The organism is Levilactobacillus cerevisiae, assembly GCF_003946245.1.
Classification (GTDB): Bacteria; Bacillota; Bacilli; order Lactobacillales; family Lactobacillaceae; genus Levilactobacillus; species Levilactobacillus cerevisiae.
Map to the genome: position 1 here is coordinate 49,161 of NZ_RHNN01000006.1, position 24,225 is coordinate 73,385.

General features: G+C 52.1%; 20 protein-coding genes. 15 read left to right on the plus strand and 5 right to left on the minus strand.

Annotated features, from left to right (window positions below; genetic code table 11):
- Positions 1-494: 494 nt before the first annotated feature.
- From EKM99_RS03710 to EKM99_RS03730, 5 genes are all read left to right on the plus strand, one after another.
- Entirely contained in the window at positions 495-1,862 is a 1,368-nt protein-coding gene (locus tag EKM99_RS03710) for an amino acid permease (protein ID WP_125581079.1), read from the plus strand.
- A gap of 943 nt (positions 1,863-2,805) precedes the next feature.
- On the plus strand, positions 2,806-3,468 hold the full coding sequence (locus EKM99_RS03715; protein ID WP_125581081.1) for a hypothetical protein: 663 nt from the start codon (positions 2,806-2,808) through the stop codon (positions 3,466-3,468).
- Between the two features lie 347 nt (positions 3,469-3,815).
- Entirely contained in the window at positions 3,816-4,457 is a 642-nt protein-coding gene (locus EKM99_RS03720; RefSeq protein WP_225419771.1) for a WxL domain-containing protein, read from the plus strand.
- Positions 4,458-4,504: 47 nt separating this feature from the next.
- Positions 4,505-5,530 carry a DUF916 and DUF3324 domain-containing protein gene (locus tag EKM99_RS03725; protein ID WP_225419772.1) on the plus strand — a complete coding sequence of 342 codons (1,026 nt, stop codon included), beginning with the start codon at positions 4,505-4,507 and terminating at the stop codon, positions 5,528-5,530.
- A gap of 12 nt (positions 5,531-5,542) precedes the next feature.
- Positions 5,543-7,699, plus strand: a complete 2,157-nt coding sequence (locus EKM99_RS03730; RefSeq protein ID WP_125581085.1) for a WxL domain-containing protein — start codon at positions 5,543-5,545, stop codon at positions 7,697-7,699.
- A gap of 549 nt (positions 7,700-8,248) precedes the next feature.
- On the opposite strand, the gene EKM99_RS03735 is transcribed toward EKM99_RS03730, so the two are convergent.
- A complete protein-coding gene (locus tag EKM99_RS03735) occupies positions 8,249-9,484 on the minus strand; it encodes an ArgE/DapE family deacylase (protein WP_125581087.1) in 1,236 nt (411 codons plus the stop codon).
- A 215-nt stretch (positions 9,485-9,699) separates the two neighbouring features.
- Positions 9,700-10,164, minus strand: coding sequence for an Lrp/AsnC family transcriptional regulator (locus EKM99_RS03740; RefSeq protein ID WP_225419773.1), 465 nt, complete (start codon positions 10,162-10,164; stop codon positions 9,700-9,702).
- Positions 10,165-11,149: 985 nt separating this feature from the next.
- On the opposite strand from EKM99_RS03740, the gene EKM99_RS03745 reads away from it, so the two are divergent.
- The 3 genes from EKM99_RS03745 (at position 11,150) to EKM99_RS03755 (ending at position 14,711) form a co-directional block, all read left to right on the plus strand.
- The gene (locus EKM99_RS03745; protein WP_125581089.1) at positions 11,150-12,082 is read left to right on the plus strand and encodes an ABC transporter ATP-binding protein; all 933 of its coding nucleotides are present in this window, start codon (positions 11,150-11,152) and stop codon (positions 12,080-12,082) included.
- Entirely contained in the window at positions 12,083-13,603 is a 1,521-nt protein-coding gene (locus EKM99_RS03750; RefSeq protein WP_125581090.1) for an ABC transporter permease/substrate-binding protein, read from the plus strand. It begins immediately after the preceding gene.
- Positions 13,604-13,760: 157 nt separating this feature from the next.
- Positions 13,761-14,711, plus strand: coding sequence for a zinc-binding dehydrogenase (locus tag EKM99_RS03755; protein ID WP_125581092.1), 951 nt, complete (start codon positions 13,761-13,763; stop codon positions 14,709-14,711).
- 196 nt (positions 14,712-14,907) lie between these two features.
- On the opposite strand, the gene EKM99_RS03760 is transcribed toward EKM99_RS03755, so the two are convergent.
- On the minus strand, positions 14,908-15,306 hold the full coding sequence (locus tag EKM99_RS03760) for a type II toxin-antitoxin system HicB family antitoxin (protein WP_125581094.1): 399 nt from the start codon (positions 15,304-15,306) through the stop codon (positions 14,908-14,910).
- Between the two features lie 23 nt (positions 15,307-15,329).
- On the minus strand, positions 15,330-15,521 hold the full coding sequence (locus EKM99_RS03765) for a type II toxin-antitoxin system HicA family toxin (RefSeq protein WP_125581096.1): 192 nt from the start codon (positions 15,519-15,521) through the stop codon (positions 15,330-15,332).
- 648 nt (positions 15,522-16,169) lie between these two features.
- Here EKM99_RS03765 and EKM99_RS03770 point away from each other — a divergent pair.
- The 6 genes from EKM99_RS03770 (at position 16,170) to EKM99_RS03795 (ending at position 22,480) form a co-directional block, all read left to right on the plus strand.
- Positions 16,170-17,300, plus strand: a complete 1,131-nt coding sequence (locus EKM99_RS03770; protein WP_125581098.1) for a vitamin B12 independent methionine synthase — start codon at positions 16,170-16,172, stop codon at positions 17,298-17,300.
- A gap of 220 nt (positions 17,301-17,520) precedes the next feature.
- Positions 17,521-18,636 carry an ABC transporter ATP-binding protein gene (locus EKM99_RS03775; protein WP_125581100.1) on the plus strand — a complete coding sequence of 372 codons (1,116 nt, stop codon included), beginning with the start codon at positions 17,521-17,523 and terminating at the stop codon, positions 18,634-18,636.
- The gene (locus EKM99_RS03780) at positions 18,596-19,546 is read left to right on the plus strand and encodes a carbohydrate ABC transporter permease (protein ID WP_125581102.1); all 951 of its coding nucleotides are present in this window, start codon (positions 18,596-18,598) and stop codon (positions 19,544-19,546) included. Before EKM99_RS03775 ends, EKM99_RS03780 begins: the two co-directional genes overlap by 41 nt.
- The gene (locus EKM99_RS03785; RefSeq protein ID WP_125581104.1) at positions 19,546-20,364 is read left to right on the plus strand and encodes a carbohydrate ABC transporter permease; all 819 of its coding nucleotides are present in this window, start codon (positions 19,546-19,548) and stop codon (positions 20,362-20,364) included. The genes EKM99_RS03780 and EKM99_RS03785 overlap by 1 nt, the downstream gene beginning before the upstream one ends.
- On the plus strand, positions 20,361-21,728 hold the full coding sequence (locus EKM99_RS03790; protein ID WP_125581106.1) for an ABC transporter substrate-binding protein: 1,368 nt from the start codon (positions 20,361-20,363) through the stop codon (positions 21,726-21,728). Before EKM99_RS03785 ends, EKM99_RS03790 begins: the two co-directional genes overlap by 4 nt.
- Before the next feature lie 56 nt (positions 21,729-21,784).
- Entirely contained in the window at positions 21,785-22,480 is a 696-nt protein-coding gene (locus EKM99_RS03795; protein WP_125581108.1) for a glycerophosphodiester phosphodiesterase, read from the plus strand.
- 114 nt (positions 22,481-22,594) lie between these two features.
- On the opposite strand, the gene EKM99_RS03800 is transcribed toward EKM99_RS03795, so the two are convergent.
- The gene (locus EKM99_RS03800) at positions 22,595-23,056 is read right to left on the minus strand and encodes a MerR family transcriptional regulator (protein WP_125581110.1); all 462 of its coding nucleotides are present in this window, start codon (positions 23,054-23,056) and stop codon (positions 22,595-22,597) included.
- Between the two features lie 96 nt (positions 23,057-23,152).
- On the opposite strand from EKM99_RS03800, the gene EKM99_RS03805 reads away from it, so the two are divergent.
- Positions 23,153-24,169 carry an NAD-dependent epimerase/dehydratase family protein gene (locus EKM99_RS03805; RefSeq protein ID WP_125581112.1) on the plus strand — a complete coding sequence of 339 codons (1,017 nt, stop codon included), beginning with the start codon at positions 23,153-23,155 and terminating at the stop codon, positions 24,167-24,169.
- The last annotated feature ends 56 nt before the right edge of the window (positions 24,170-24,225 follow it).

A 24,225-nucleotide genomic window follows, 5' to 3' on the forward strand; every position in this document is an offset into this window, starting at 1 on the left:
TTTTGTATACGGGTCAGATTGAAACAAGTCCCGATTTGCGGCATACTGAAACTTAGAATTCGTAAACATACGTAATATTTGTATAAAAAAAGATTGCGAAAAGGACCCAAATCAGGTAACCTTTCCTCATGAACTTTTAATCATACATGTTTGTGTGAGTTAACCAATGCCATACTTGTTCACAAGGTGGCAGATAGTAACGACATTATCGTTCATTAGATGAAACGCTTGCGCACGGGTTAAACCAGTGTAAGCCGCAGGGCGGGTGAAAATGAGCCAAGCCGTGGGAGTTCCCTTGGTGGCAAAGCCACTTAGGGAACTGGTATCTTTGAGACACGATTCTCAGTGGCTCAAAGTAAGCCTGGAGACCGACCTTCGGCTCCGGGCGGCCGCCCACAGCGATCCGGTCTCATTTTCACCCGCCCGGAGGCGCAAAAAAACACGAGTTTAACCAGGACCAAGCGTGATCATACGTATAGAAAGAAGGAATTAGATTGCAGAGAAAACTAAGTGCCCGTCAAATGCAGATGATTGCGTTGGGCGGTACAATCGGCGTTGGATTATTTATGGGGTCTGGTTCCACCATCAAGTGGACGGGTCCTTCCGTCCTCATTGCGTACATTATTTCTGGCATTTTTTTATACTTAATTATGCGGGCGCTGGGCGAAATGCTGTACGTTCACCCAACCACCGGCTCATTTTCAACGTTCGCTTCTGAATACATGCATCCCGTCTTTGGCTTCTTGACGGCTTGGAGTAACATCTTCCAATTCATTGTGGTCGGCATGAGTGAAATGATTGCCCTGGGTGGGTATTTCCGTTTCTGGTGGCCGAACCTACCGGACTGGATTCCCGGGCTGGTGGCGATTACCTTCCTGTGTATCGCCAACCTGATTTCCGTGAAAATGTTCGGGGAACTCGAATTCTGGTTTGCCCTGATCAAAGTGGTGACGATCGTTCTGATGATCATTGCCGGGCTGGGCGTCATTCTGTTTGGCTTTGGCAATGGCGGTCACGCCGTCGGAATCAGTAATCTCTGGACGCACGGCGGCTTCTTTACCGGTGGCGCCAAAGGGTTCATTTACGCGCTGGCCATCGTGCTCGCGTCCTATCAGGGAATTGAGTTGATTGGGGTCACGGCTGGTGAAGCCGAGAATCCGCAACACACGCTGGTGGCCGCCATTCGCTCGACGGTTGCCCGGATTCTGATTTTCTACGTGGGCGCCATCTTTGTTATCGTGGCCATTTACCCTTGGGACCAATTGAACCAAATTGGGTCGCCGTTCGTTCAAACGTTTGCGAAGATTGGGATCACGGCAGCGGCATCCATCATCAACTTCGTGGTGGTCACGGCCGCATTGTCCGGTTCCAACTCTGGGATTTACAGTGCCAGTCGGATGGCGTTTACGCTGGCTGACAAGGGCCAACTGCCGCGGAAAGTCACGTTGCTCAACCGTCACGGGGTGCCATTTTACTCCGTCATCGCCATCTCAGTCGGGATTGCGATTGGGATCGTGTTAAACGTGGTCTTGCCGATGTTCTTCAAGGACGCCAGCCAAATTTTCGTCATGGTTTACAGTTCCAGTGTGCTGCCCGGGATGGTGCCGTGGTTCGTGATTCTCATCAGTGAAATCGCGTTCCGTAAGCAAAATCCCAAAGAAATGGCCACGCATCCGTTCAAGATGCCATTTTCACCGTGGTCCAACTACGTCACGCTGGCTTTCTTGGCGGTTACCTTGATCTTCATGTTCTTAAATCCAGAGACGCGGGTCTCCATTCTGGTGGGGGTCGTCTTCCTGGCCATCATGACGGTGATCTACTTCAAGAAGTACCAGCCCCGCGAAGCCGCCGCTAAAAAATAGTCCTGGGTTTGTGGGGGTGCCTGCGACAGCCAGGTACGCCACCTGCATCCACCTGCGGCTTCCAGGTGTGGCACCTGCTGTGGGGCCCGCCTGCAGCCAAAGTGCGGTCTGCAGGCTCGCCTTGAAACCTCGCTAAAGTTCGCGAGTTTCCAAGGTCGTCCCGTGTCCTAAGGCCGAGAAAACCGCTCGGTCTAAGGACACCGACACAGCTGGTTCTGTACCTGGCTGTCTCCGGCGGGCCACAAGGCTGTCCCATTTTTTCACTTAAATAGATAATCAAGATTGTTGGGCCTGGTTCGTACCTTGAACTGGGCCTTTTTGCATGGCCTAAAAGGTTGAAACTTAAATCGCAGGCGTTCCCCACAGTAGCCGGAATCTCTGGCAGCCGCAGGTGACAATTAACCACTAATTTTGTGGATTGAATCTCTGTTGTCAGACCACTAATTTTGTCGCGCTAAATCCCCGAGACCGTTCAAATCGACCACAATTTGCGTTATGATAAGGAAATCAGGTCAACGGTCGGCCAAGAGGTAACCAAGCCACCACAATCGATTTCATAAACGATTAAATAATGGGTAAGCGTTCCACGCCAGTTGCTAGCAACACTTAGCCGCCACCAGCGACGCCTATCGCCAGCTCCTGGTTTGGGGTTTCACCAGCCGTGTGACCATCAACGCACAACCAAGAGCCGGAGGAAGCCAGGTACGGAGCCAGCTGTGTCGAGGGTGTTAGACCGAGCGGACTTCTCGGCCTTACAGCCTGGGACAACCTTTGAGACGCAAGCACTTCGCGGCTCAAAGTTGAGGTGGAAGCCCGCCCCTCCGGCTGGAACCGGCCCCACAGCAGGCGCAGTACCTGGAAGCCGCAGGCGGCCAGTCAGCACTGCTTTTGACTTAACGCACCGAACAAAAATGAAACCCCAAAAAGAAGGAGCAAAAAAGATATGAGTCGTCCAGGGAACTACGGCAAATCGAGCCGCCTAAAACAATTACGCCAACTAAAACGCCGCAAGCAACAACAGGCCGGCAACGTGATCGACTGGGACCAAGTCACCGACTTTCTCCTCGGCCGCTACCACCTGGTGCAGGGAAGCAAGTTGCCGCCGGTGGTTGACGCCACGGTGCAACGCTTCTTCAGCGAGTGGCTGACAACGGCGGTGGCTCAAGGCGAGCAACAGGCGCAGTGGGACGTGGCCGCCATCACGGCAACCACGCTGAAGCGCATCGGCAATCAGGTGCCGTGGCAATTCTACGGTCTCCTGTTAGGTCAAATCATGCGCTGGCAAAAACTCCTGTTGCGTGAAGGACCAGTCGTGCCCTTAGCCACCCCCCGGCAAATCGTGAAGCCCCTGACGGCCACGGCTTATGCGGCGTTGGTCGCTGACCAATTGGCCGTGAACTTACTAACCGTGATGGCCACCCCAATCACTGCTGAACAGCGTGAACGGTTGACCCAGAGCTTCTTCCGTGACGGCCAGGTGCAGTGGTCGGCGGTCGATGCCCTGTTTTCGCCGTTGGGCTTTCAGATTACCGGCACGCCGGATGACGCGACCCGTGAGTGGTTAAATGGTCTCCTAGCGCTAACGGTGGGGGACTTTCACCATTAAATGTCTAGGTACGAAAGGCCGGCGAAAAGCTGGTCTTTTTGTGTGAGAGCGGTTATCATCATTACTGAATCAAGCGATAGGCTACTTAAGGATTTACTTAGTAAGACCGTCGGCGGACCAAGTGGCCGGCACGGAACAAGTTCGTTGGTTAGCTTACGGGTGGCTCAACCATTACCGGAGCTATTCGTTTACTCTAAAACTGGTAATCACGAGACTGCATTTTACGCGTCGATACGTTTGAAAAACAACGGGTCACTGGGTGTCAGCGACCGGCTGGTATGTTTGTCAGCTGGGGCTGATCACCCGAACGCGTGTAGATTGTGGGACTAAATTTTAGAGGAGTGAGTATGATGACTCGCAGATTAAAAGTTTCACTGCTGAGTAGCTTAGCAGTTTTAGGCCTCGGAGTTGGTTTTGCAAGTGCGCTTCCAGCTGCAGCGGCAACGACCGCTACGAGCAGCAGTAGTAGTAGTTCTTCCGCAACCACAACGGAAAATACGACGACTTCAGCGGACTTCACCACTGATCCCAACGCCGCGGTTTCAATGGATTCCGCACCTAACATTAGTTTTGGGAGCAACCCAGCACCTAACGGCAAGACCAACGGCAGTTACGTTGGCGTCAGTGCCGACAATCCACTAGAGGTATCCAACCCTGGGGTACCAACTGGCTGGTCAATTCAGCTCAAGAACACGCCATTCACGGATACGACTGGTGACACACTGGAAGGTGCGGTCTTATCCTTGGGTGACTCCACGGTCGCTGCGGCGAACACGGGTAACCCTTCAGCCGTACCAACGGCTTCTAGCACCCCACTTGACGGTGGGAGTGCCAATCAGATTGTTTTGTCTGCGCCAGCTAAGGGTGGCTTAGGTGTTTGGGACGCCACGTATGTGCCAAACAAAATCAGCTTAAGCGTTCCCGCTGGGCAACTTGGTGGGGATTACACCTCAACGTTGACTTGGCAGCTGAGCGAGACACCACAATGATCGTTGCTTAAATTTGTTATTCTGATGACTGATGGGGGGAGTCAGTGATGAATCGGGGATTTAAAATTTTGCTTGCTATGGGACTGGCCATGTTGTCGTTGGCCGGCCAAGTACCGACGGCCGCCGCGGATTCCGTGGGCTATACCGTTAAAGCGCTGTTACCAAGCAACCAGTTGAGTAAAAAGGTCGGCTACTTTGACCTCTTGACGCATCCAGGCGCGCAACAACACCTAACGATTGACATCAGAAATACCAGCAACCGCCAGCAATCATTTAACGTTAGTGTGAATCAGGCCGTGACGAACGACAACGGGGTGATTGATTACAGTCAGCTGAAGCCGAAGCTAGACAAATCATTGAAGGTGGGTACCAAAGATATCTTCACGAAGGCGTCTGACCAAAAGGTAACGGTTGCCGCGAATGCCCAGAAACAGGTCACACTCACCTATACTATGCCTGCAAAGAAACTCCGGGGAATGATTCTCGGTGGTGTGTATGTTGAACAAGTGCCCGGCAAGACGAAGAAAGCTACCGCCCGTTTTACAGTGAAAAACGCGTTCGCCTACGCCATTGGACTGGAGCTCCAAGAGAGTCGCCAGACCGTGGCACCGAGCCTAGTGCTTCATCAGATCCAAGCGGGGCAGATCAACCGGCGCAACTACGTGACGGCTAACCTGCAAAACCCGGAGCCTGGCATTATGCAGAAATTGAAGATTAATGCGCAAGTCACCAAGGTTGGCCAGACGCAGACCCTCTTGCGTCAACAACAGAGTGGGCTGGGGATGGCGCCCAACAGTAACTTTAACTTCGGTCTTCCGTGGGGCAACCAGAACCTACCTGCAGGGCAATACACCCTGCATCTCACGGCTCAGGCTGGCGGGCAAAATTGGCAATTTACCCGTAACTTCACCATTGCCAACCGGACCGTCAAGCGGTTGAACAAGACCGTCTTGACGCCCGCCAAGCAGCCTAACTACTGGCTTTACGCCGTATTAGGCCTGTTGATTGCATTGCTCTTAGCCGTCATTGGCTACCTGCTCTATCGCAATCGTCATCAAAAATCAGCAAAATAGGAGGGATGACAGTTGTTCAAACGGTGGTTGAGCGCTGGCTTGATTCTACTAGCCGTTTGTTTGGGGAGTCGCGCGGGAGTTGCCCGTGCAGATGATGACTACACTGACGCGCTAAGTCGTGCGCCACAAGGGATTCTGATCAACCAAACGAATCCGTTTATCACAACGGAGACGACTAATAAGAGCTCAGCGACCGTGGTCAATGGCACAAATCCAGAAACGCCGGGAACACAGGTGGCAGTGTTGACAAAGGACGCCAACCAGTTTGGTGCGTTGTGGTCGACCGATGCCGGGTACCTGGCGTTGAATCAGAATCAGACGCTGTCCATGTGGCTCTACCTGGGTGACCAGGATGCACAGGCGGCGGAAGGTCTAGCGTTCGTCCTCCAAAACGACGAGCGCGGACTAGCCGCCATGCCGCAAGCTGGTAAGGGTGGCCAGATTCCCGGCGAAACGCTGGGAGTCTGGGCAGTCGACAACGACCCCCGGCAAGGCGCTACCGCCAAATTTCCCAGGACGGCGATTCAAAACAGTTGGGCGCTAGAATTTGACACGCATTTCAATAATGAAACAGCTAAGGAACCGGCAGGAAAGGCCAACGCCTTTGATACCAGCTATCCAGCGGTGCACATTGCCTCAAACTTCCCGGCGTTGCCAACAACTTACGTCCAACATTTTACGGATTATGGTTTCTGGAATGGCCTTTTCAGTGGGAATGACTATTACTATTCCATGATCCACGACGGTCTCATTTCCAACGTTAACGCTCCCAACTTTCTGGCGAACGGTCAGTGGCACCATTTGACACTCAAGTGGGAAGCTAAGGCGGAAATGATGACCTACGCGTTCAATGACCGTGATCCCCAAACGGATGAGCAGCTATCGGGTGTTAGCAGGACCGTGCGCATTATGCCGGCAAGAATTGACCCGTTTCACACGAATAAGGTTCGCTGGGGATTCACCTCAGCGACGGAAGGCCGTTCTGGCAACAATCTGGTCGTGTTGGAAAACATTCCGGGATTGATTGATGCGGATAGTCGGGTGGAATTGACCGACTTGACCCGACACCGCTTGATCAAGACCGGCGACCAGGTGTTACAGGGTGACCAGCTCCAACTCGCTTACCAGCTCACGTATCATCAGGGCCGGCAACCGTGGTCGGACATCCGGGCAAACCTCAAGCTCCCCGAGAACTTTGACGTGACGGGCGGGAAGATTACTTACCAGAATGCAAAACGGCCATCACAAACAATTGCTTCCACCGACGTGAAAGATGGCCACCTATCCGTGCGTCTAACCAGTGAATTAGATGCCGAGAACGCCGGTGCAACAATCACGCTCACCGGGCATGCGGGTCAGGTTGCGCACACGACCACGGTCTCCGCCGCGACCAGTGCGTTTACTTCCACAGCCCGGGTCACCTCCGCGGACACCCCCGAATTCATCATCAATCCGGGGACCGACGTGGAACTTAAGGTCACTAGTCTTGATTCAGTCCATTTGAAACCAGGGGCAAGCACGACCGTAACGGGGAACGTTACGGTAAGTACCACCGCAGAGATACCCCCCACGACAATTGTGTTGCCGACCTTAAATGGCCGCCGCATCGCGAGTGTCCCCGTCGCTGCGGATGGGACCTTTAACCTATCGTTGACCGCTGACCAACTTCAGGCCGGCACGAATCAGCTGAGTTTAGTCGCCATTACGGTATTGGGCGATGCGTCACGACCGGTGACTGTCCCCATAACGGTGGCCGGCACGCTCCAATTTGCGACGATCTCGGCTGATCAGCGCTTTCAGGAGACCCAGTTAACGGGCAGTAGTCAGCTGGTTAAACGCACCAATGATTGGCAGTTAGCTGTTCAGGATACGCGCGGAACTGGTGAAGAGTGGACGTTGCTCGCGCAAGCAACACCGTTCACCACACCGGACGGCCACCAACTGGCCGGTCAACCCGTGTACGTGACCAAATACCAGACAATCCCCCTTGGGGCCAATCCGACACCTGTGGTTTCACACGTGACGGACGATAGCGTCGATGATGGGTTGTACGACGTCGCTGGTGTTTGGCAGCCAGATACGGGTGTTCTGCTAAGGGTGCACGGCGCTGCCATGACCGGACGTTACCAGGGAACTATTACGTGGGCCCTGGCCAACGCCCCCCAATAACTGATTCACGGACCACTTGCCACTACCGGTCAACACGGAATGTCGCGGGTACGCCATAACGCCGTAAAGGTCGTCATGGACGACTAATTTCGCACTTCGATCATGGGTGCGAAACCAGCGCGACCGGGCGCCCGGCGTGATGGGTGGGTTGTGATGAGGCTGAAAAGGCCGCTTCCCTTTTGGGGGAAGCGGCCTTTTCGTTTGTTTTTGTGATGCTTCAGCGGTTGTCAGTTACAGTGGTTATGGCTGCCGGCTTACCGCGAGCCAAATTTAGGCTGTGACCAACTATCGCGGACGAACGCCGTCAATCCAGCGATGAGCACCGTAATATTATGGTGAAAAACAATCGTAAACGGAGGAGGCCAGAGGTGGAGGCAGCTGTGTCGACGGTGTTAGCTGAGCGATTTTCTCAGGTTACGGCGTGGGACGTGTTTGGAGACTGGCGGTTTTGGACAGGCTTCAAACCGAGCCGGAGGACCGTTCCCCAGGCCGCAGGCGGTCCCCATAGCAGCCGGAATCTCTGGCAGCCGCAGGTGGAGTTACACCACCTTATTTCAACAATGACGTAATCAACCGTTCGTAAATCGTGATAAACCGGTGGTACATGTCCAGGTCGACGTACTCGTTGACTTGGTGAGCGGTGATGTTCCCGGGGCCAAAGACGATGACGTCGATGTTCGGGTTGAACGCCAGGAAGGAGGAAGCATCGGTGCCGCCGGGAACGCCAATCAGTGGCAGTTTCTGTTGCAGGACGTCCTCGCCAATCTCCTTGGCCGTGGTGACCAATTTGGCGTCTGCCATGGTGTGCATGGGCCGCAAGTCGCTGAGGATGTCTAAGCTGAGCTCGGCACCCTGGGCGTTTAGGTCGGCAATGATTTTCTGGATAGCCGCGGTGATGTCGGCGTTGGGCAGTTCGGGGATGGTCCGAATTTTGACGGATAAATCGGCGCTGGCGGGCACGGTGTTAATTTGCTCGCCACCCTTAATGACCGTTACGACGGGGGTTACGGGACCCAAGACGGGGTTGCGGTAATTCTTGATGCTGGCGAAGTAGTCTTCTTCCTTTTGGTAGAAGGTAATCAGTGGAGTGATGGCGTTCTTGCCGATTTCAGGCATGGAGCTGTGCGCCGCGACGCCCTTGGAGTGGACGGTGTAGGTCAGAGAGCCCTTGTGCGCCAGTTCAATGAAGTGTTGCTCGTTGGTCTGGTTAGCGGCCAACAGGGCTTCTGCGCCCGCCTCGTCGCTTTGAAGCATGGCCTGGATTGGCTTTTGTAACAAGAGTTGTTTGTGGGCACCGCTGGGTTCGCCGACGATTAAGGCGTCGAGATCATTGGCATAGCCGGCTTCACCGAGTTGCTTGGCGCCGTATTGGCCGTATTCTTCGCCGACCGTTGCCATGAAACGCAACGTCCCATGTAAGGGAACGGCTTGTTCTTTCAAATTGATCAAGGCAAAGACGCCGGCCATCAAGCCAGACTTCATGTCAGAGGTGCCCCGGCCAATCATGTTGTTGTCTTTGATGGTCGCGGAAAGGGCGTCAACTTGCCATTTAGCAGCATCGCCGAGTGCGACAATGTCTTCGTGACCATCAAAACCAACAACGGGGCCGTTGCCGTCACCAATTTCGGCGACCAGGCTGACACGGTCGGGTTCGTAGGCAATGAGCTTACTGTCAATGCCGTGTTGCTTGAGGAGTTTGGCCAGGTAATCGGCAACCAGTTTTTCGTGGCCGTTGACCGTATTTAATTTGATAATATCGCTTAGTGCTTGGACTACTTCATCCATAATTTATTCCACCTTAGATTTAGTGTATATCCTGATACTATGACTGATTAAGGAAAGAAACTATTGTGCCTAAATTGATTACAGCACTTTTGGCGGGAGGGGTCAAGAAACTGGCGTAAAAAAGTGGGGGAAGTTGGTTGGTGCCGGGCCTGACCAGTTAAGTCGGCTAACCAATGTGGCTCGTCGAACGGGGTGCTTTCGCTAGGAATCAGCGGTTAAATATCGTCAATCACGTCGATGACCTCATAGGTGGCCAACGTGCCCAGCGTTTGGAGAAAGCTAGTGAGCACGTGACGGTCCTGGAAGGCGCCCTCAAGGAGGTAGTCAAATTGGCCGGTCGTGCGGTAGTGATGGCGAAAATCGTTGTGGTGGCGCTTGACCAGGGCAAGGTAGGCGGCGTGTTGCCGGTCTTGAACGGCGACCTGGATGAAGACTTGTCGCGGAAACCCCAGTTTGTCGAGGTCGACTTCCACGGTGTAGCGGGTAATGATACCGGCATCCTCGAGCCGTTGAATCCGAGCAGCGACGGCGGGCGCGGTGAGGTGAACCAGCTGGGCCAAGTGGCTGACCTTGATGCGAGCGTCCCGGTTAAGCTGTTTGATGATGGCAAGATCAATTTCGTCTGGCATGGTGAACACCTTATTTTCTAAGTTTTTCGGGTCAAAAGTCTTTCGTTTCAATATTAACAGTCGCTGTTCGTACGTGTAAAGTAGACGGCATGGCATTAGAAAATTTGTAAGCCGTTTGTTTAGGATTCTCGGCGAAGATTAGTATAATTGACTTTACGATACTGAAAGAGTGGGCCAAGGGGCGGTTAGCTGGTGAGCATTAAGGCTGATAGCCGAAGAATCCCGGGTTTGGATTGTTCGGCTATCAGTTTTAAGTGGAGCCAGCTGCCTCTTGGCGCACGTTTCAACAATGTAGAGTTGACGACTCATGACATTTGAGTCACAGAAACGGGTTCAGGGTTGTTGCTTTTTTAAGAAACAAAAACAGATTTCTGTGACCTGAATCTGTTTTTTAGAATGTCACAGCTGACTGTGTTTATTAAGTGAGATTATCGGCTGTAGTGTTGTGGCCGTTAAAATGGTGATTAACTTGTCACGAACTGTACGACATTGAGGCGTCAATGTGAGTGACCAGAGGCGGGTCAAGGTGCCCAGCTGTGTCGATGGTCTTTGCTGAGTGTTTCTCAGCCTAGAGCATGGGACGACCTTGGAGACTCGTGGTTCTTGAGGCTTCAAGGCGAGGCGGAAGACCGTTTCTCAGGCTGGAGCCGTGCCCCACAGCAGGGCACCTTGAACCCGCCGCCGGGAACGGATTGCGCAAAATACGGACAACAGGAACCAATTTGCAGCCAATTTCGATGACGGCATTACGCCAGTCAGAACCAACTGATGACTAAGTAGATGAGGCCATCATGATTGGGTTAAACAAACGTTAGCCGCAGGGATGGTGAAAATGAGCCAAGCCGTGGGAATTCTCTTAGCGACGGGCTTTGGCGCTTAGAGAATTGGTATCTTTGAGACTCGAAAGAGGCTCAAAGTAAGCCTGAAGACCGCCTTTCGGCTTCAGGCGTCCGCCCACAGCGATCCGGTCTCATTTTCACCATCCCTGCGGCGGACACAACGGACAATTTAAGAAAATAATGAGTTGGAGGAAGTCATGATAGAATTTAAGAACGTTACCAAGCGTTATGCCGGCAATCAAGCCTTGGACGACTTGAACTTGACCATTCCGACGGGGGATTTTTTTGTGTTGGTGGGACCCAGCGGCAGCGGGAAAACGACGACACTGAAAATGCTCAACCGGTTGATTGAACCGACTGGCGGTAACATTTACTTTGATGATAAGCGGATTATTGATTACGATATCAAACAATTACGTCAACAAATGGGGTACGTGCTGCAAAATATTGCACTCTTCCCTAATCTCAACATTCAAGATAACATTGCGATCCAGGCGGAGTCCCTTGGGTGGCCGCGGAAGCAGCGAGTTGAACGGGCCCGGGCCCTCCTGCAGCAGGTGGACCTCGATCCCGACACGTACGCGACCCGGATGCCCAGCGAACTCTCTGGGGGCGAGCAGCAGCGGGTCGGCATCATCCGGGCCTTGGCCATTAAACCCAAGGTGATTTTGATGGACGAACCGTTCAGCGCGTTGGACCCCATTTCGCGAAAACAGCTGCAGGACCTGGTTTTACAGCTACATCATGAATTGAACATGACCTTTGTTTTCGTCACCCACGACATGCACGAGGCGCTCCGCTTAGGCCAGCACATCGCGGTCATGCGGCTGGGCCACATCCAACAAATCGGAACGGGCACTGACATCATGCAGCATCCCGCCAACGATTTTGTGCAGGGCTTCTTTGAAAATGAGCATGCACCGCGGCCAACGACGGTCCAGGACCTGTTGACGAAGGGGTATGGCGAGGCGTCTACAGCGACACCAACCTTAACGGCGACGGCTTCAGTGAGTGACCTGGCCGCAGCCTTAAAGACACAGTCAACGGTGGTCGTGGCAACGGATCAGGGTGCCCGACAGCTGGGAACACCGGATTTACTCGATTATTTAGCAAACAAGGAGGCGGACTAGTTGGCACAAATCATGCATATCTTGAAAACGCAGGGCGGCGACATTTTGCATGCCATCGGCCAACATATTAGTCTGTCCTTGATCTCCCTGTTGATTGCGGCGTTGATTGCCATCCCACTCGCCATATTGTTGATGCACCACGAACGGTGGGCCAAGGTCATGCTCCAGATTACCAGTATCCTCCAGACGATTCCAAGCCTGGCGTTGCTGGGGATTCTGATTCCCATCGTTGGGATTGGCACGATTCCCTCAATTATTGCGCTGGTCATTTACGCGGTGATGCCAATCTTTCAAAATACCTATTCCGGATTGACTACGATTGATCCGAACCTGGAGGAAGCGGCGACGGCGTTTGGCCTGTCTCGGCGGATGAAACTCTTTCGGATCGAGCTGCCCTTAGCGCTACCGATGATTATTTCTGGGATTCGGATTGCGACGGTCATGATTATTGGGACGGCCACACTGGCGGCCTTGATTGGTGCCGGCGGCTTAGGGACCTACATCCTGTTGGGGATTGAAACCAACAACAATGCGCTCCTGATTATCGGGGCCGTCTTGTCGGCGATTTTGGCGCTGGTCTTTGGTGCGGCCATCGATTGGCTGGGCAAGCTCTCATTTAAAAAGGCTGGGATCGTTCTCCTGACCCTGGTGGTCCTGATTGGTGGCTTTGCTGGGTATCGGAAATTGGCGAACCCGCAGACCACGATTACGATTGCGGGCAAGCTCGGCAGTGAACCGGAAATCTTGATTAATATGTACAAGGATTTGATTGAACACGATCACCCGAACATGCAGGTGACCACGAAGGCCAATTTTGGGGCGACGTCGTTCCTGTTTAAGGCGCTGCAGTCGGGGTCCATCGACATTTATCCCGAGTTTACGGGCACCGTGCTGGAGTCCCTGGTTAAGGGGGAGAAGTCGGCGAGTCATAATCCGGCGAAGACCTATCAGGTGGCCAAGAACGCGCTCAAGTCGCAGTATCAAATGGCTTACCTGAAGCCAATGCAGTATCAAAATGGCTATGACCTGGCGGTGACCAAGCAGTTTGCCAAGAAATACCAGCTGAAGACGGTCTCTGATTTGGTGGCGGTCGAAGACAAGGTGCACGCGGGCTTTGATCCCGATTTCCACCAGTTAAAGGACGGCTATCCCGGGCTGAGCAAGGCTTACGGCTTGAAATTTGCCAGCGTGAAAACCATGGAGCCGTCGATCCGCTACAAGGCGATTGCGAACGGCAAGGTTAACCTGGTCGACGGCTATACCACTGACCCCGAAGTGCAGGAATACCATCTCGTTGTGTTGAAGGACGACAAGCACTTCTTCCCACCGTACCAAGGCGCACCGTTGATGACCGAGAAGCTGTTGACGGAACATCCAGAACTGCGGACCACGCTGAATAAATTGGCGGGGAAGGTCACCACGACCGACATGCAGAAGATGAATTACAAGGTGACGGTCAAGCACGAAAAGGCCGCCACGGTGGCGCGGGATTACTTACGCAGCCACGGATTGTTGAACTAGAAGGGATGAATTTACCATGAAAGCCATTGTTGTGCGTTACGCGGACGGGCCAGCTGAGTTTTGGTAAGGTGGTTGTGCTTTAGGATTTGGAGTTAGCTCAAGGCCTGGATTTAATCGTCAATAGTTAAGAAATCTATCGATTGTGGAGGAGATAATTATGAGAGCAGTTGTTGTTAATAAAGCTGGTGGACCAGAAGTCTTGCAGATTGAAGAACGGCCAATGCCTAAGGCCACGGATGACCAATCGGTGATCAATATCAAAGCTTTTGCTGTCCATCGTTATGAAGTTTTAACGCGTGAGGGCGGCTCGCCATCGGTCAAGTTTCCGAGAGTTATTGGCGTTGAAGCCGTTGGTGAGGTTTCAGAGCCTTCTAAGAATAGTCAGTTAACCAAGGGTCAAAGAATTATGGTTGTGAATGGTGGCTTTGGTCGGGCATTTGATGGCAGTGAAGAAGAGTTTGCCTTGGTTCCCGATAAGATTATTTATCCGGTTGATTTCGCTGGTTCATGGGCTGAATTTGCCAACTATCCGGAAACATTTTATACCGCATTTGGTGCTTTGAAGACCACGAAGTTGCACGCTGGGCAAACACTGTTGGTTCGTGGTGGCACGACTGGTGTCGGCATGGCGGCCTTAGTTTTGGCAAAGGCGATGGGTCTAAAAGTGACGTCGACGACAAGACGAGAAGAGCGCCGTCAGATGTTGTTAGATATGGGTGCAGATGATGTCGTGATTGATCAAGATGGTAAACTGCAAACCGATGAAGCATATGACGGCTTACTGGACATGGTTGGTGCTTCAGTTGTCGGCGATTCATTGGCCCACGTTAAACGTGGCGGTTACTTTACAACGGTTGGCTTGCTGGCTGGCAAATGGATTTGGGAAGATTTTGATCCCTTTGAAAGCCTGGGTGGAAAATACGCTACGGCGTTTGATGGCGTGGCTATCAATGATGAAATTGTCACTGAAATGTTCAAGTTGATTCATGATAATCACCTGACAATTCCTGTTGCAAAGGTCTTTAAACTTGATGAGATTCAAGCAGCACAGGCCTACATCATGAAATATGACCGCCCACTTGGTCAGGTGATTGTGACAACAGATTAGCTGACGGTTGAAAGATGAGAATGAGCATTGTTGTTACAGGTGTGTAGCTAATTTTTTTAAATAGTAGCAGTATTAGTTTTACTTCAAGGCCGTTAGAGTGTACTCTTTATCAGCGGTAAAAAAAGACCAACATTCTCTGTTGTTAGAGGATGCTGGTCTTTTAGTATGGCGAGAAAAATGCGCACGTTCTTTTATATTAGTTTCCTACGGAGTTATAAATATCTTCAAGGGCATCCGTTGTTAAACGTGAAACATTTATTTTTCGTTTTTTTGCCATGTCATTTAGATATTCAGGCACTGTAATTGAGCGTTTAACTTTCTTGGAACTCTTACCGGCCCAAGCGTCCATATCAACTGATACATATAGAGTTGACTCATTGGTTTGAAGGTGCCAAGTTTTAGGATCTTGAACTTCTGGGAGCTTTTTTCCATCTAACATTGTTGCAATAGCATCTTCTGCACTAACGGCCAATTCAACCAGTGAGTCGGCCTGGGTGACCATTCCAGGAATATTAGGAGAATAGCCAACGTAATAGTGTCCGTCTTCATCATTATTCTCTTGAGCAATGATTGGGTAGACTAATTTATCCGTCATAGTGTTTGATATGCCAAGTCAGGCTATTTTAAACCTGCGTCCTTTCTAATCTTATTTTCGGTTCCCTTCTTTAATTCCCCTCCGTGAAAGGGAATCTCAGTTGTACGACCATCGGGATGCTGGTAACGTCTGTGTCCTCCCTTACCACGAGAGGGAACTCGAATGAAACCAGCACTGAGAACCTCTTTTTCTAGCTTTGCAGGACGAATTGGCATATCATCCCCCCTTTCTTATTGGTAAAAGGATAACAAATGATGCGTATTTTGTCCATATTAATGCTCGTGAAATACGTATTATTTTTTGCGTTTTTTTTGAATTCGAAAATAACAAAAAGCAACTTTCCCCTTGACAGAAATGAGAAGTAGTCCTAAACTTATCATTAATTTCTAACTAGTCTGTCATAAATAAAGCTGGGAGAAGAGTAGTGGCGTTGTCGTTGTGCAGTGAGCCCGAGTGAGTGCGAACGGGTCTGCGGCGAACCATGAAGATGAGCTCCCGATAGCTATCAAGCGGTTCACGCTGCTTGGTCGGTAGGAACCGTTAACTTTCCGGGTATCAATGGGTACCGGTGAGGCAAAGTCTGTGAGGGCTTTGTGAATTAGGGTGGTAAAACGGCGCGTTCGTCCCTTAAACTAAGCAATTAGTTTGGGGGATGAGCGCGTTTTTTTGTTTCCTTTGGCGGACGTTAGAAAGAAGATTGTGGGCTAGATTGCTGGACTGGCAGCGGCGGGTAAACGGCCGTTGACCAATCCCCTGACGCCGTGGCCGTGCACGTTGCGGCGTCACTGGCAACTCGAAACCTAGCGCTTCACGTTGCCAGTCGAACGATTTAGTCTGTATTTAAATTTAGGAGGAAAATGCTTATGACCACTACTACTGAAACGAAATACCCTTACCGTTACGATGTCGTCGGCAGTCTGTTACGCCCGGCTGATTTGAAAAAGGCGCGCGCCGAGTTCGCCCAAGGCGCTATTGACGCTGACCAGCTGAAAACCATTCGCCACGCTGAAACGAAACGGGTGGTACAGAAGCAAATTGATTTGGGACTGAAGGCCGTAACCGACGGCGAGTTCAATCGCAGTTGGTGGCACCTCGATTTCCTCTGGGGACTGACCGGCGTGGGCCACTATGATTACAAGCAAAGTTATAAATTCCATGGCAGCAAGACCCGGACCGACAACGCTGATTTAGTCGGCAAGATTGCCTTTAACCCGGACCATCCCTTCTTCGAGAGTTTCCAGTACTTGCAGAGCCTGGTGCCAGCGGGCGTGCTAGTCAAACAAACCATCCCGTCACCAACCATGTTGTTCCGGGACAACCGTAGTGACAACTGGCACGAGTTTTACCCGACCTGGGATGCGTACCTGGATGACCTGGCCAAGGCGTATCACGAAACGATTTTACACTTTTATGAGCTAGGGTGCCGGTACCTTCAGCTGGATGATACGACTTGGGCGTTCCTCATTAGTAAACTGAACGAGACGGCCGATGACGCCACGGCACACCAGACCTACGTGAACCTGGCGCAGGACGCCGTACACGTGATCAATACGCTGCTGGAAGGCTTGCCAGCAGATTTGACGGTGACCACCCACATTTGTCGGGGGAATTTCAAATCGACGTATCTGTTCTCTGGTAGCTACGATGACGTCGCGGATTACCTGGCGCAATTGCACTACGACGGGCTGTTCCTGGAATACGACAACGAGCGGGCCGGCAGCTTCACGCCGTTGAAAAAGATTTGGGCCAACGACCCGCATAAGCGCTTGGTGCTGGGACTGATCACGTCCAAGTTCCCAGAGCTGGAAGATGAGGCGGCGGTGAAGGCCCGGATTGCGGACGCTGCCAAGCAAGTGCCACTAGAGAACCTGGCCATTTCCACGCAGTGTGGGTTTGCCTCAACGGAAGAGGGCAACGTGTTGACGGAGGACCAACAGTGGGCCAAGTTGGCGTTGGTCAAGAAGGTTGCGGAAGCCGTTTGGCCAGCAGATTAGAACGATAGGTTAATTGAATAAGTGACCGAAGGAACAGTGTCATTCTTCGGTCACTTTTTTATGTGGAAAATTATGGAAACGCCGTCATTCCGGTCCGTCGCCGACTAAATGCGATGCTGAGCAAACCAGCTGGACTTTACACACTATTTACAAGGTCCACATCACCTCGTTACATTCGCCGCGTACACTAAAATCATACTCAAATAAGGGGAGTGTCAGAATGTCGATTGAGTTGAAAGCTTTAGGGAAAGAATATACTGCGGGAAATTGGGTGCTGGAAAATGTCAGTGCCCACATCGAGAGTGGCGAGTTCTTTGCCATCGTTGGGCCATCCGGGTGCGGGAAAAGTACCCTGTTACGGATGATTGCGGGGTTGATTCCCATTTCCGCTGGCGAATTACAGATTGACGATCAGGTGGCCACCAATTTACCACCTAAGGATCGGAAGCTGACCATGGTTTTCCAAAGCTACGCGTTATTTCCGTTTCTATCAGTGACGGACAACGTTGCGTTTGGACTCAAGGCCCGCAAGTTTCCGGCGGATGAAGTTAAGGAACGGGTCGAAAAGGCCATCAACTTAGTTAACCTAGATGAATTCAAGGATCGTAAGCCGCGGGACCTCTCTGGTGGGCAACGCCAACGGGTGGCGTTAGCCCGAGCGATTGCCAGCGACGCCAAGGTCTGCTTGATGGACGAACCCCTGTCCAACTTGGACGCCCAGCTGCGAATCAAGATGCGGACCGAACTCCGGAACCTCCAACAGGAGTTGGGGTTAACCGTCATCTACGTCACCCATGATCAAGTAGAAGCGATGACCATGGCCGACCACATCATGGTGCTCCACAATCATGAGATTCAGCAGATTGGGACGCCGTTAGACATTTACAATCGTCCAGCCAACACCTTTGTGGCTAGTTTCTTTGGGACGCCGCGGATGAACCTCTTGCCGGCACGCGTTGAAGCTGACCGGGAATTGCTGTTGGCGAACACCCTCAAATTAGGGATTCAACAGCCGTTACCCGTTGCGGAATACGTGGTGGGTATCCGGCCTAACGCCTTACGAATCCTACCGCAGGGAACCGGCGAGCCGAACGCGCAAGTCCGGACCGTTGAGTACCTGGGATCTGAAATTATTTTAGAAGCCGAACTGGCAGATGGTACGCCGATTGAACTGGTCGCCGCTGCCCAAGAAATCTATAACGTTGGGGATTGGCTGTCGATCGCCATTGACGGCCAGGCCTACATTTTTGACCACGATGGCCAAGCACAATTCATGGTGGAAGGGGGACTCAACCATGCAAGAGGGGATCACGCCGGCGTCCAAGCCGGGGCTTAAGCCAAAAGCATTGCCACAATCGGGAGCCAAGGGATTTAACCTGCACGTGAATGACAAATGGTACGCGCTAGCCTTTCTGGGACCCTCACTCCTGATTCTAGGAGTCTTCGTCTTCTATCCAATGCTCCGAACCCTGTACCTCAGTCTGTTCTTAACCGACAATGTGGGCCGACCAACCGTCTTCATCGGCCTGCAAAATTACGTGAATTTACTGACCTCAAGTGCCTATCAGGCCAGCTTACAGGCCACTGCGGTCTACGTGATTGGCGTCGTCGCCTTCACCTTAATTCTAGGACTCCTACTGGCCCAAATGGCGGTACGCAAACTCGCTGGGATTCAGTGGTTCCGGACGATTTTTTCCGCAACCATGGGGGTTTCCGTCTCCGTTGCCGCCATCTTCTGGCTGTTTATCTTCAGCCCCTCCGTTGGTCTGTTTGACCAGATTGGCAACCTCTTACACTTGCCACTGGTTCAATGGCTCACCACGCCTGGTCCAGCCATGATTGCCGTGATTATTTCGACGGTCTGGATGAACTTAGGCTTTACCTTCCTGATTCTCTTTGGTGCGCTCCAAATGGTGCCGCAGCCCCTGTACGAGGCGGCTGCAATTGAAGGGGCCTCACCGAGCTACCAGTTCTTCCACGTGACGATTCCCATGATTTCGCCCACGCTGTTCTTCACGTCGACGGTGACCCTGATTGGGGCGTTTAAGAGTTTCGGTCTGATCGACCTGATGACGGCTGGGGGTCCCAACAACGCCACGAACCTGATGGTCTATCAAGTCTACCGGGATGCCTTTTTAAACGGGAACTACGGCTTAGCTAGTGCCGAATCCGTTATCTTAGCGGTCATCATCGCATTATTTACGCTATTGCAATTTAAATTCTTAGAGAAGCGGGTGACCTACTAATGATTCAGACGAAAACCCGTAAGCCGTTGCGTTATTTGGTCTTGATTTTGCTGGCCGTGATCATCCTCGGGCCGTTCCTCTTAGGTTTCTGGACCAGCCTGTTACCGACGGCTGATATTGCCAAGGGCGCCCTGTGGAGCACCCACATTTCCTTTGCCAACTATGCCGAAGCCGTGAAGCAAACGGCCATCCTACGTTACTTACTCAACAGTTTTGTGATTTCCACGCTGACGATGGCGGCGCAACTGTTGTTCTGCTCGTTGGGCGCGTACGCCTTTGTTTTCCTGAAATTCAAGGGCCGCGACCTCTTGTTTTACCTGATCTTAGCAACCATGATGCTACCGTTTGAAGCGGAAGTCATTCCAAACTTTGCGACGGTCCGGAAGCTAAACCTACTGAACAACTACGCCGTCATGGTGATTCCATTCTTGACTTCAGCCTTTGGTATTTTCATGTTGCGCCAGGCCTTCCGCCAGATTCCACCCGAATTAAAGGAAGCCGCCGACGTTGAAGGCTTGAACCACTGGCAATTTTACTGGCGGGTCACCTTGCCGTATGCCCGAATTAGTCTGTTTACGCTGGCGGCCTACAGCTTCTTGGAAAGCTGGAACCAATATCTCTGGCCAATGCTGACCACGTTTAGCGACAAGTTCCGTCCCGTGCAAGACGGTTTGCGGCAACTACAATCGCAGGAAACGTTTAACAACTGGGGCATGATTCAAGCCAGTGCGGTGATTGTGGTTGTCCCCACGCTAATTGTGCTATTCGTGGGGCAACATTACTTCAAGAACGGGTTAAATGAGGGGGCCACAAAATGACAACACACTCTGACTCTCATAAGCGTTTATGGATTTTAGGTGGCGTCTTGCTGGCGCTGATTGCGGTGTTTGCCGGCTGGTCAATTCTGAGTAAACCGACCGCTCAAGCCCAAGGGACCAAGCGCACAAAGGTCGTCTTCTGGAACGAAATGACCGGGCCAGCGCAAGCCCAACTCAATACGTTCGTGAAGGAATTTAACAAGTCCCAAACGAAATACGAGGTGGTCCCAGAGTTTGAAGGGACCTACAACGAAGCGGTTCAAAAGATCATCAACACGCATGGGACCGATGCCTCGCCGGCGGTCTTCCAATCAATGGATATCTCGACCAGTCAGATTTATCACACAGGCTATACCACGCCCGTGCAAAAGTTTATTGACGAAGATCATTATGACGTCAGCAAGATTGCGCCTGGTGCGCGGGCCTTTTACGCCAACAAGGGAACGCAACTCTCGATGCCGTTTAACACGTCACAACCAGTCCTGTACTACAACGCAACACTGTTGAAGAAGTACAAGATTACGCCACCGCCCGTTAACCCGTCTTACAGTGATATTACTCGGGTAGCGACGCAGTTAACCGAGCGCTCCCACAAAAAGGTTCAAGGGATGACGGTCGAAATTTACGGCTGGTTGTTTGAACAGTTTATGGCGAATTCTGGTGTCTCTTTGGCGAACCAAGAAGATGGGCACGCGGGGACACCAACTGCGGTCAACTTCACGAATGCCGCCACCGTCAACACCATGAAGTGGATCCAGGACAACCTGAAGAAGGGCGTCTTCGTCAATTACGGTGCCGGGGCCAACGCACAGAACAACGAAACCGCTAGCTTCCTTTCCGGTCGACTGGGGATGTTCATGCAGAGTTCCGCGTCAATTGGGCAACTGACAACGGGTAACCCAGATAAGCTGGGAATTACCTACTATCCACATCCAGACGGTCAAAAGAGTAATGGGGTCGCTATCGGGGGCGCTTCACTTTGGATTTCCAATGATAAAACCAGTAACGTGCAACGCGGGGCTTGGGAATTTATCAAGTACCTGATGACGGCGAAGAGCCAAGCCGAATGGCAAGTGGCCACTGGTTATCTGGCGTTGAACACCGACTCGCAGAAGGAAGCTGTCTTGCAGAACCTCTACAAGAAGTTGCCAGCGACGAAGGTGCCTGGTGAACAGCTCCGGGCTGCGACGCCAAACCAGACCAATTCTGGGATTTTCCTGCAAGGGTTGATTCAAGAGAGAAACTTAACCCAAACCGCCATGGAACAGATTTATAATGGGAGTGACATCAATAAGTCGCTAGCAACGGCTGAGAAGTCAATGAATACCTACATTCAAGGGAATAACCGCGCAAACGGTTACTGAGTGTTCGGTATGGCAACCGGTATTAAGAGAGAAATGAGTTCGTAGGGAGCGGTAAAATGACAGTGAAAACGTTAGTGTTTGGCCATCGCGGCTATCCGGCCAAGTTTCCAGAAAACAGTTTAGCGGGATTTGCCTACGCTTTGGACCATGGAATTGATGGATTGGAATTCGATGTCCATTTGACCAAGGATCAGGTGCCAGTCATCATGCATGATGAACACATTGATCGAACCAGTGACGGCAAAGGGTTAATTAATGATTACACGTTAGCCGAGTTGCGGCAATTTCATTTAGCTGAAAATGAACCGATTCCCACGTTGGCCGAGTTCTTGACCTTGGTTGGCACGCATGACGTGCAATTAAATCTAGAATTCAAGACCGATAAGATTCAGTATCCAAATATTGAGAAAATTGTGATGGGGATGGTTCACGCGACACCGTTAAAGCATCCCGTCATTTTCTCCTCGTTCCATTTACCCACGCTAAAGACATGTCAACAGCTAGCACCCAACGAGTCGTACTGTTGGTTGACGGGCAAGCCGGTCGTCAATGCCGGGGCCTTCGTTGCCAGTGAACACTTGGATGGGCTGCATCTGAGCCACTATCAAGCAGATGTGCCCGTCGCCGAGCGGATTTGGACCGTTGACGATCCGGCGCTCGCGAAAGAATTGTTCCGCAAAGGTGTGGCGGGTATTTTCACCGATGACTTTGTGACGATGACCGCTCTGCGCGACGAGCTGGCCGTGAATTAAGCGACTGTTAAATGGAAATACCCCGGAAGCCGTCAATTGGCATCCGGGGTATTTTTGTTTGCAAATTTAGGTCGACGAAGTACGTGTCGGAAATCCCGGCACACTTAATCCAGTCTAATGATTTTCTGAGCCACGCATGGCAACTTGAAAGGGATTGGGCAAATCATTGGCAATCTTTTCGGCTTGCGCAACCGCGAGCTCTTGGCCGACCAGCTCTTCGGCTGCGGGGGATGCGTACATGTTGAGCTTCATGTCGATCTCTTGTAGATTCTTAGCAATCGCTGCTTGCTTGGCTAAAATGGCCTGGCGGTGGGCCTGCAGGAGGGATTTTCGCTGATCAATGGAACTGGTGCCCTGCATGACGTAGGCAATGTACTGGCGAATGTCAGTGATCTTCATACCCGTATCCTTCAGGCAACAGATTGTGTGGAGTAGGTGGAGGTCGCCGTCGGTAAACGCCCGATAGCCAGAGGGATTTCGACTGACAAATGGCAACAACCCCTGTTTGTCGTAGAATCTGAGGGTGTAAATGGAGAGGTCAGTCTTCTCAGCCACCTCTTTAATCGTATAGGTCAAAATTTTTTCCTCCGATCGCTTGCCCTAGAGTTATGTCTAGGGTTTAGACTCATTATATTCAAACAACAGCGTTCTGACAAGTGAGGAGAAGATCATATGCAAAAAACAGTTTTAGTAACCGGTGGTAATGGCTTTCTGGCGCTCCACATCATTCAAAAATTATTGGCGCAGGGTTATGCCGTTCGGGCCACGTTACGGTCATTGGACAAGGCAGCCGGTGTACAACAAACTTTGCGGGCGGCGGGAACCGACCATTTAGACCAGCTCACCTTCGCGGCGGCGGACTTGACCAGTGACGCTGGATGGGCGGCTGCCATGCAAGGCGTGACAGCTGTCATGAGTGTGGCCGCCCCCGTCTTTGTGAACGATAAGCACGTGACGGGTAACGTCGAAAACGCAGCCACCGTGGGGACGAAGCGGATCTTACAATCGGCATTGGCAGCCGGCGTGCAGCGCGTGGTGATGACCGCCAATCTGGGTGCGGTGGGCTTTAGCAATTTTGATGCGCAACACGTCGTCACCGAGGATGATTGGACCGCCGTGGACCAACGGGGGCTATCGGCCTATGAAAAGTCAAAATTGATTGCGGAACGGACGGCCTGGGACTTTGTTGCCGAACACCCGGCCTTAGAGTTGGCCACGGTGAACGCGGGCGCCATGCTGGGACCGGCGTTGGGCGACCACGTGACCAGCAGCTTTGGCCTGGTCACGCGCTTACTGGATGGGCAGCCAACACCGAATTTGACAGTCAACGTGGCCGATGTACGCGACGTTGCGGCCATTCACGTGTTGGCCATGAGCACGCCCAGCGCGGCAGGTAAGCGGTTTTTAGCTATTGAGGACGGCGCCATTTCCATGCAGGCGATGGTCGACCTGATTCGCCAGCAACGACCAGCCTTGGCGGGCAAGCTCCCCAAGCGCTTATTACCAAATGGGCTGATTCACCTGCTGGCACCGTTTAACCAGGCAATTCGTGAAGCCGACTTAACCTTGAAATTGGGCCATCGCGTCAGCAATCAACGCGCTCGTGACCTGGGCTGGCAACCTGTCAGTGACACCCAAACTGCCGTGCTGGCGGCGGTGGACAGTCTGCAACGGGCGGGTCAACTTTAGAAGAACAGCGAACCTGGTCTTGTTGGCCAGATTCGCTGTTTTCGTATGTCAGTGAC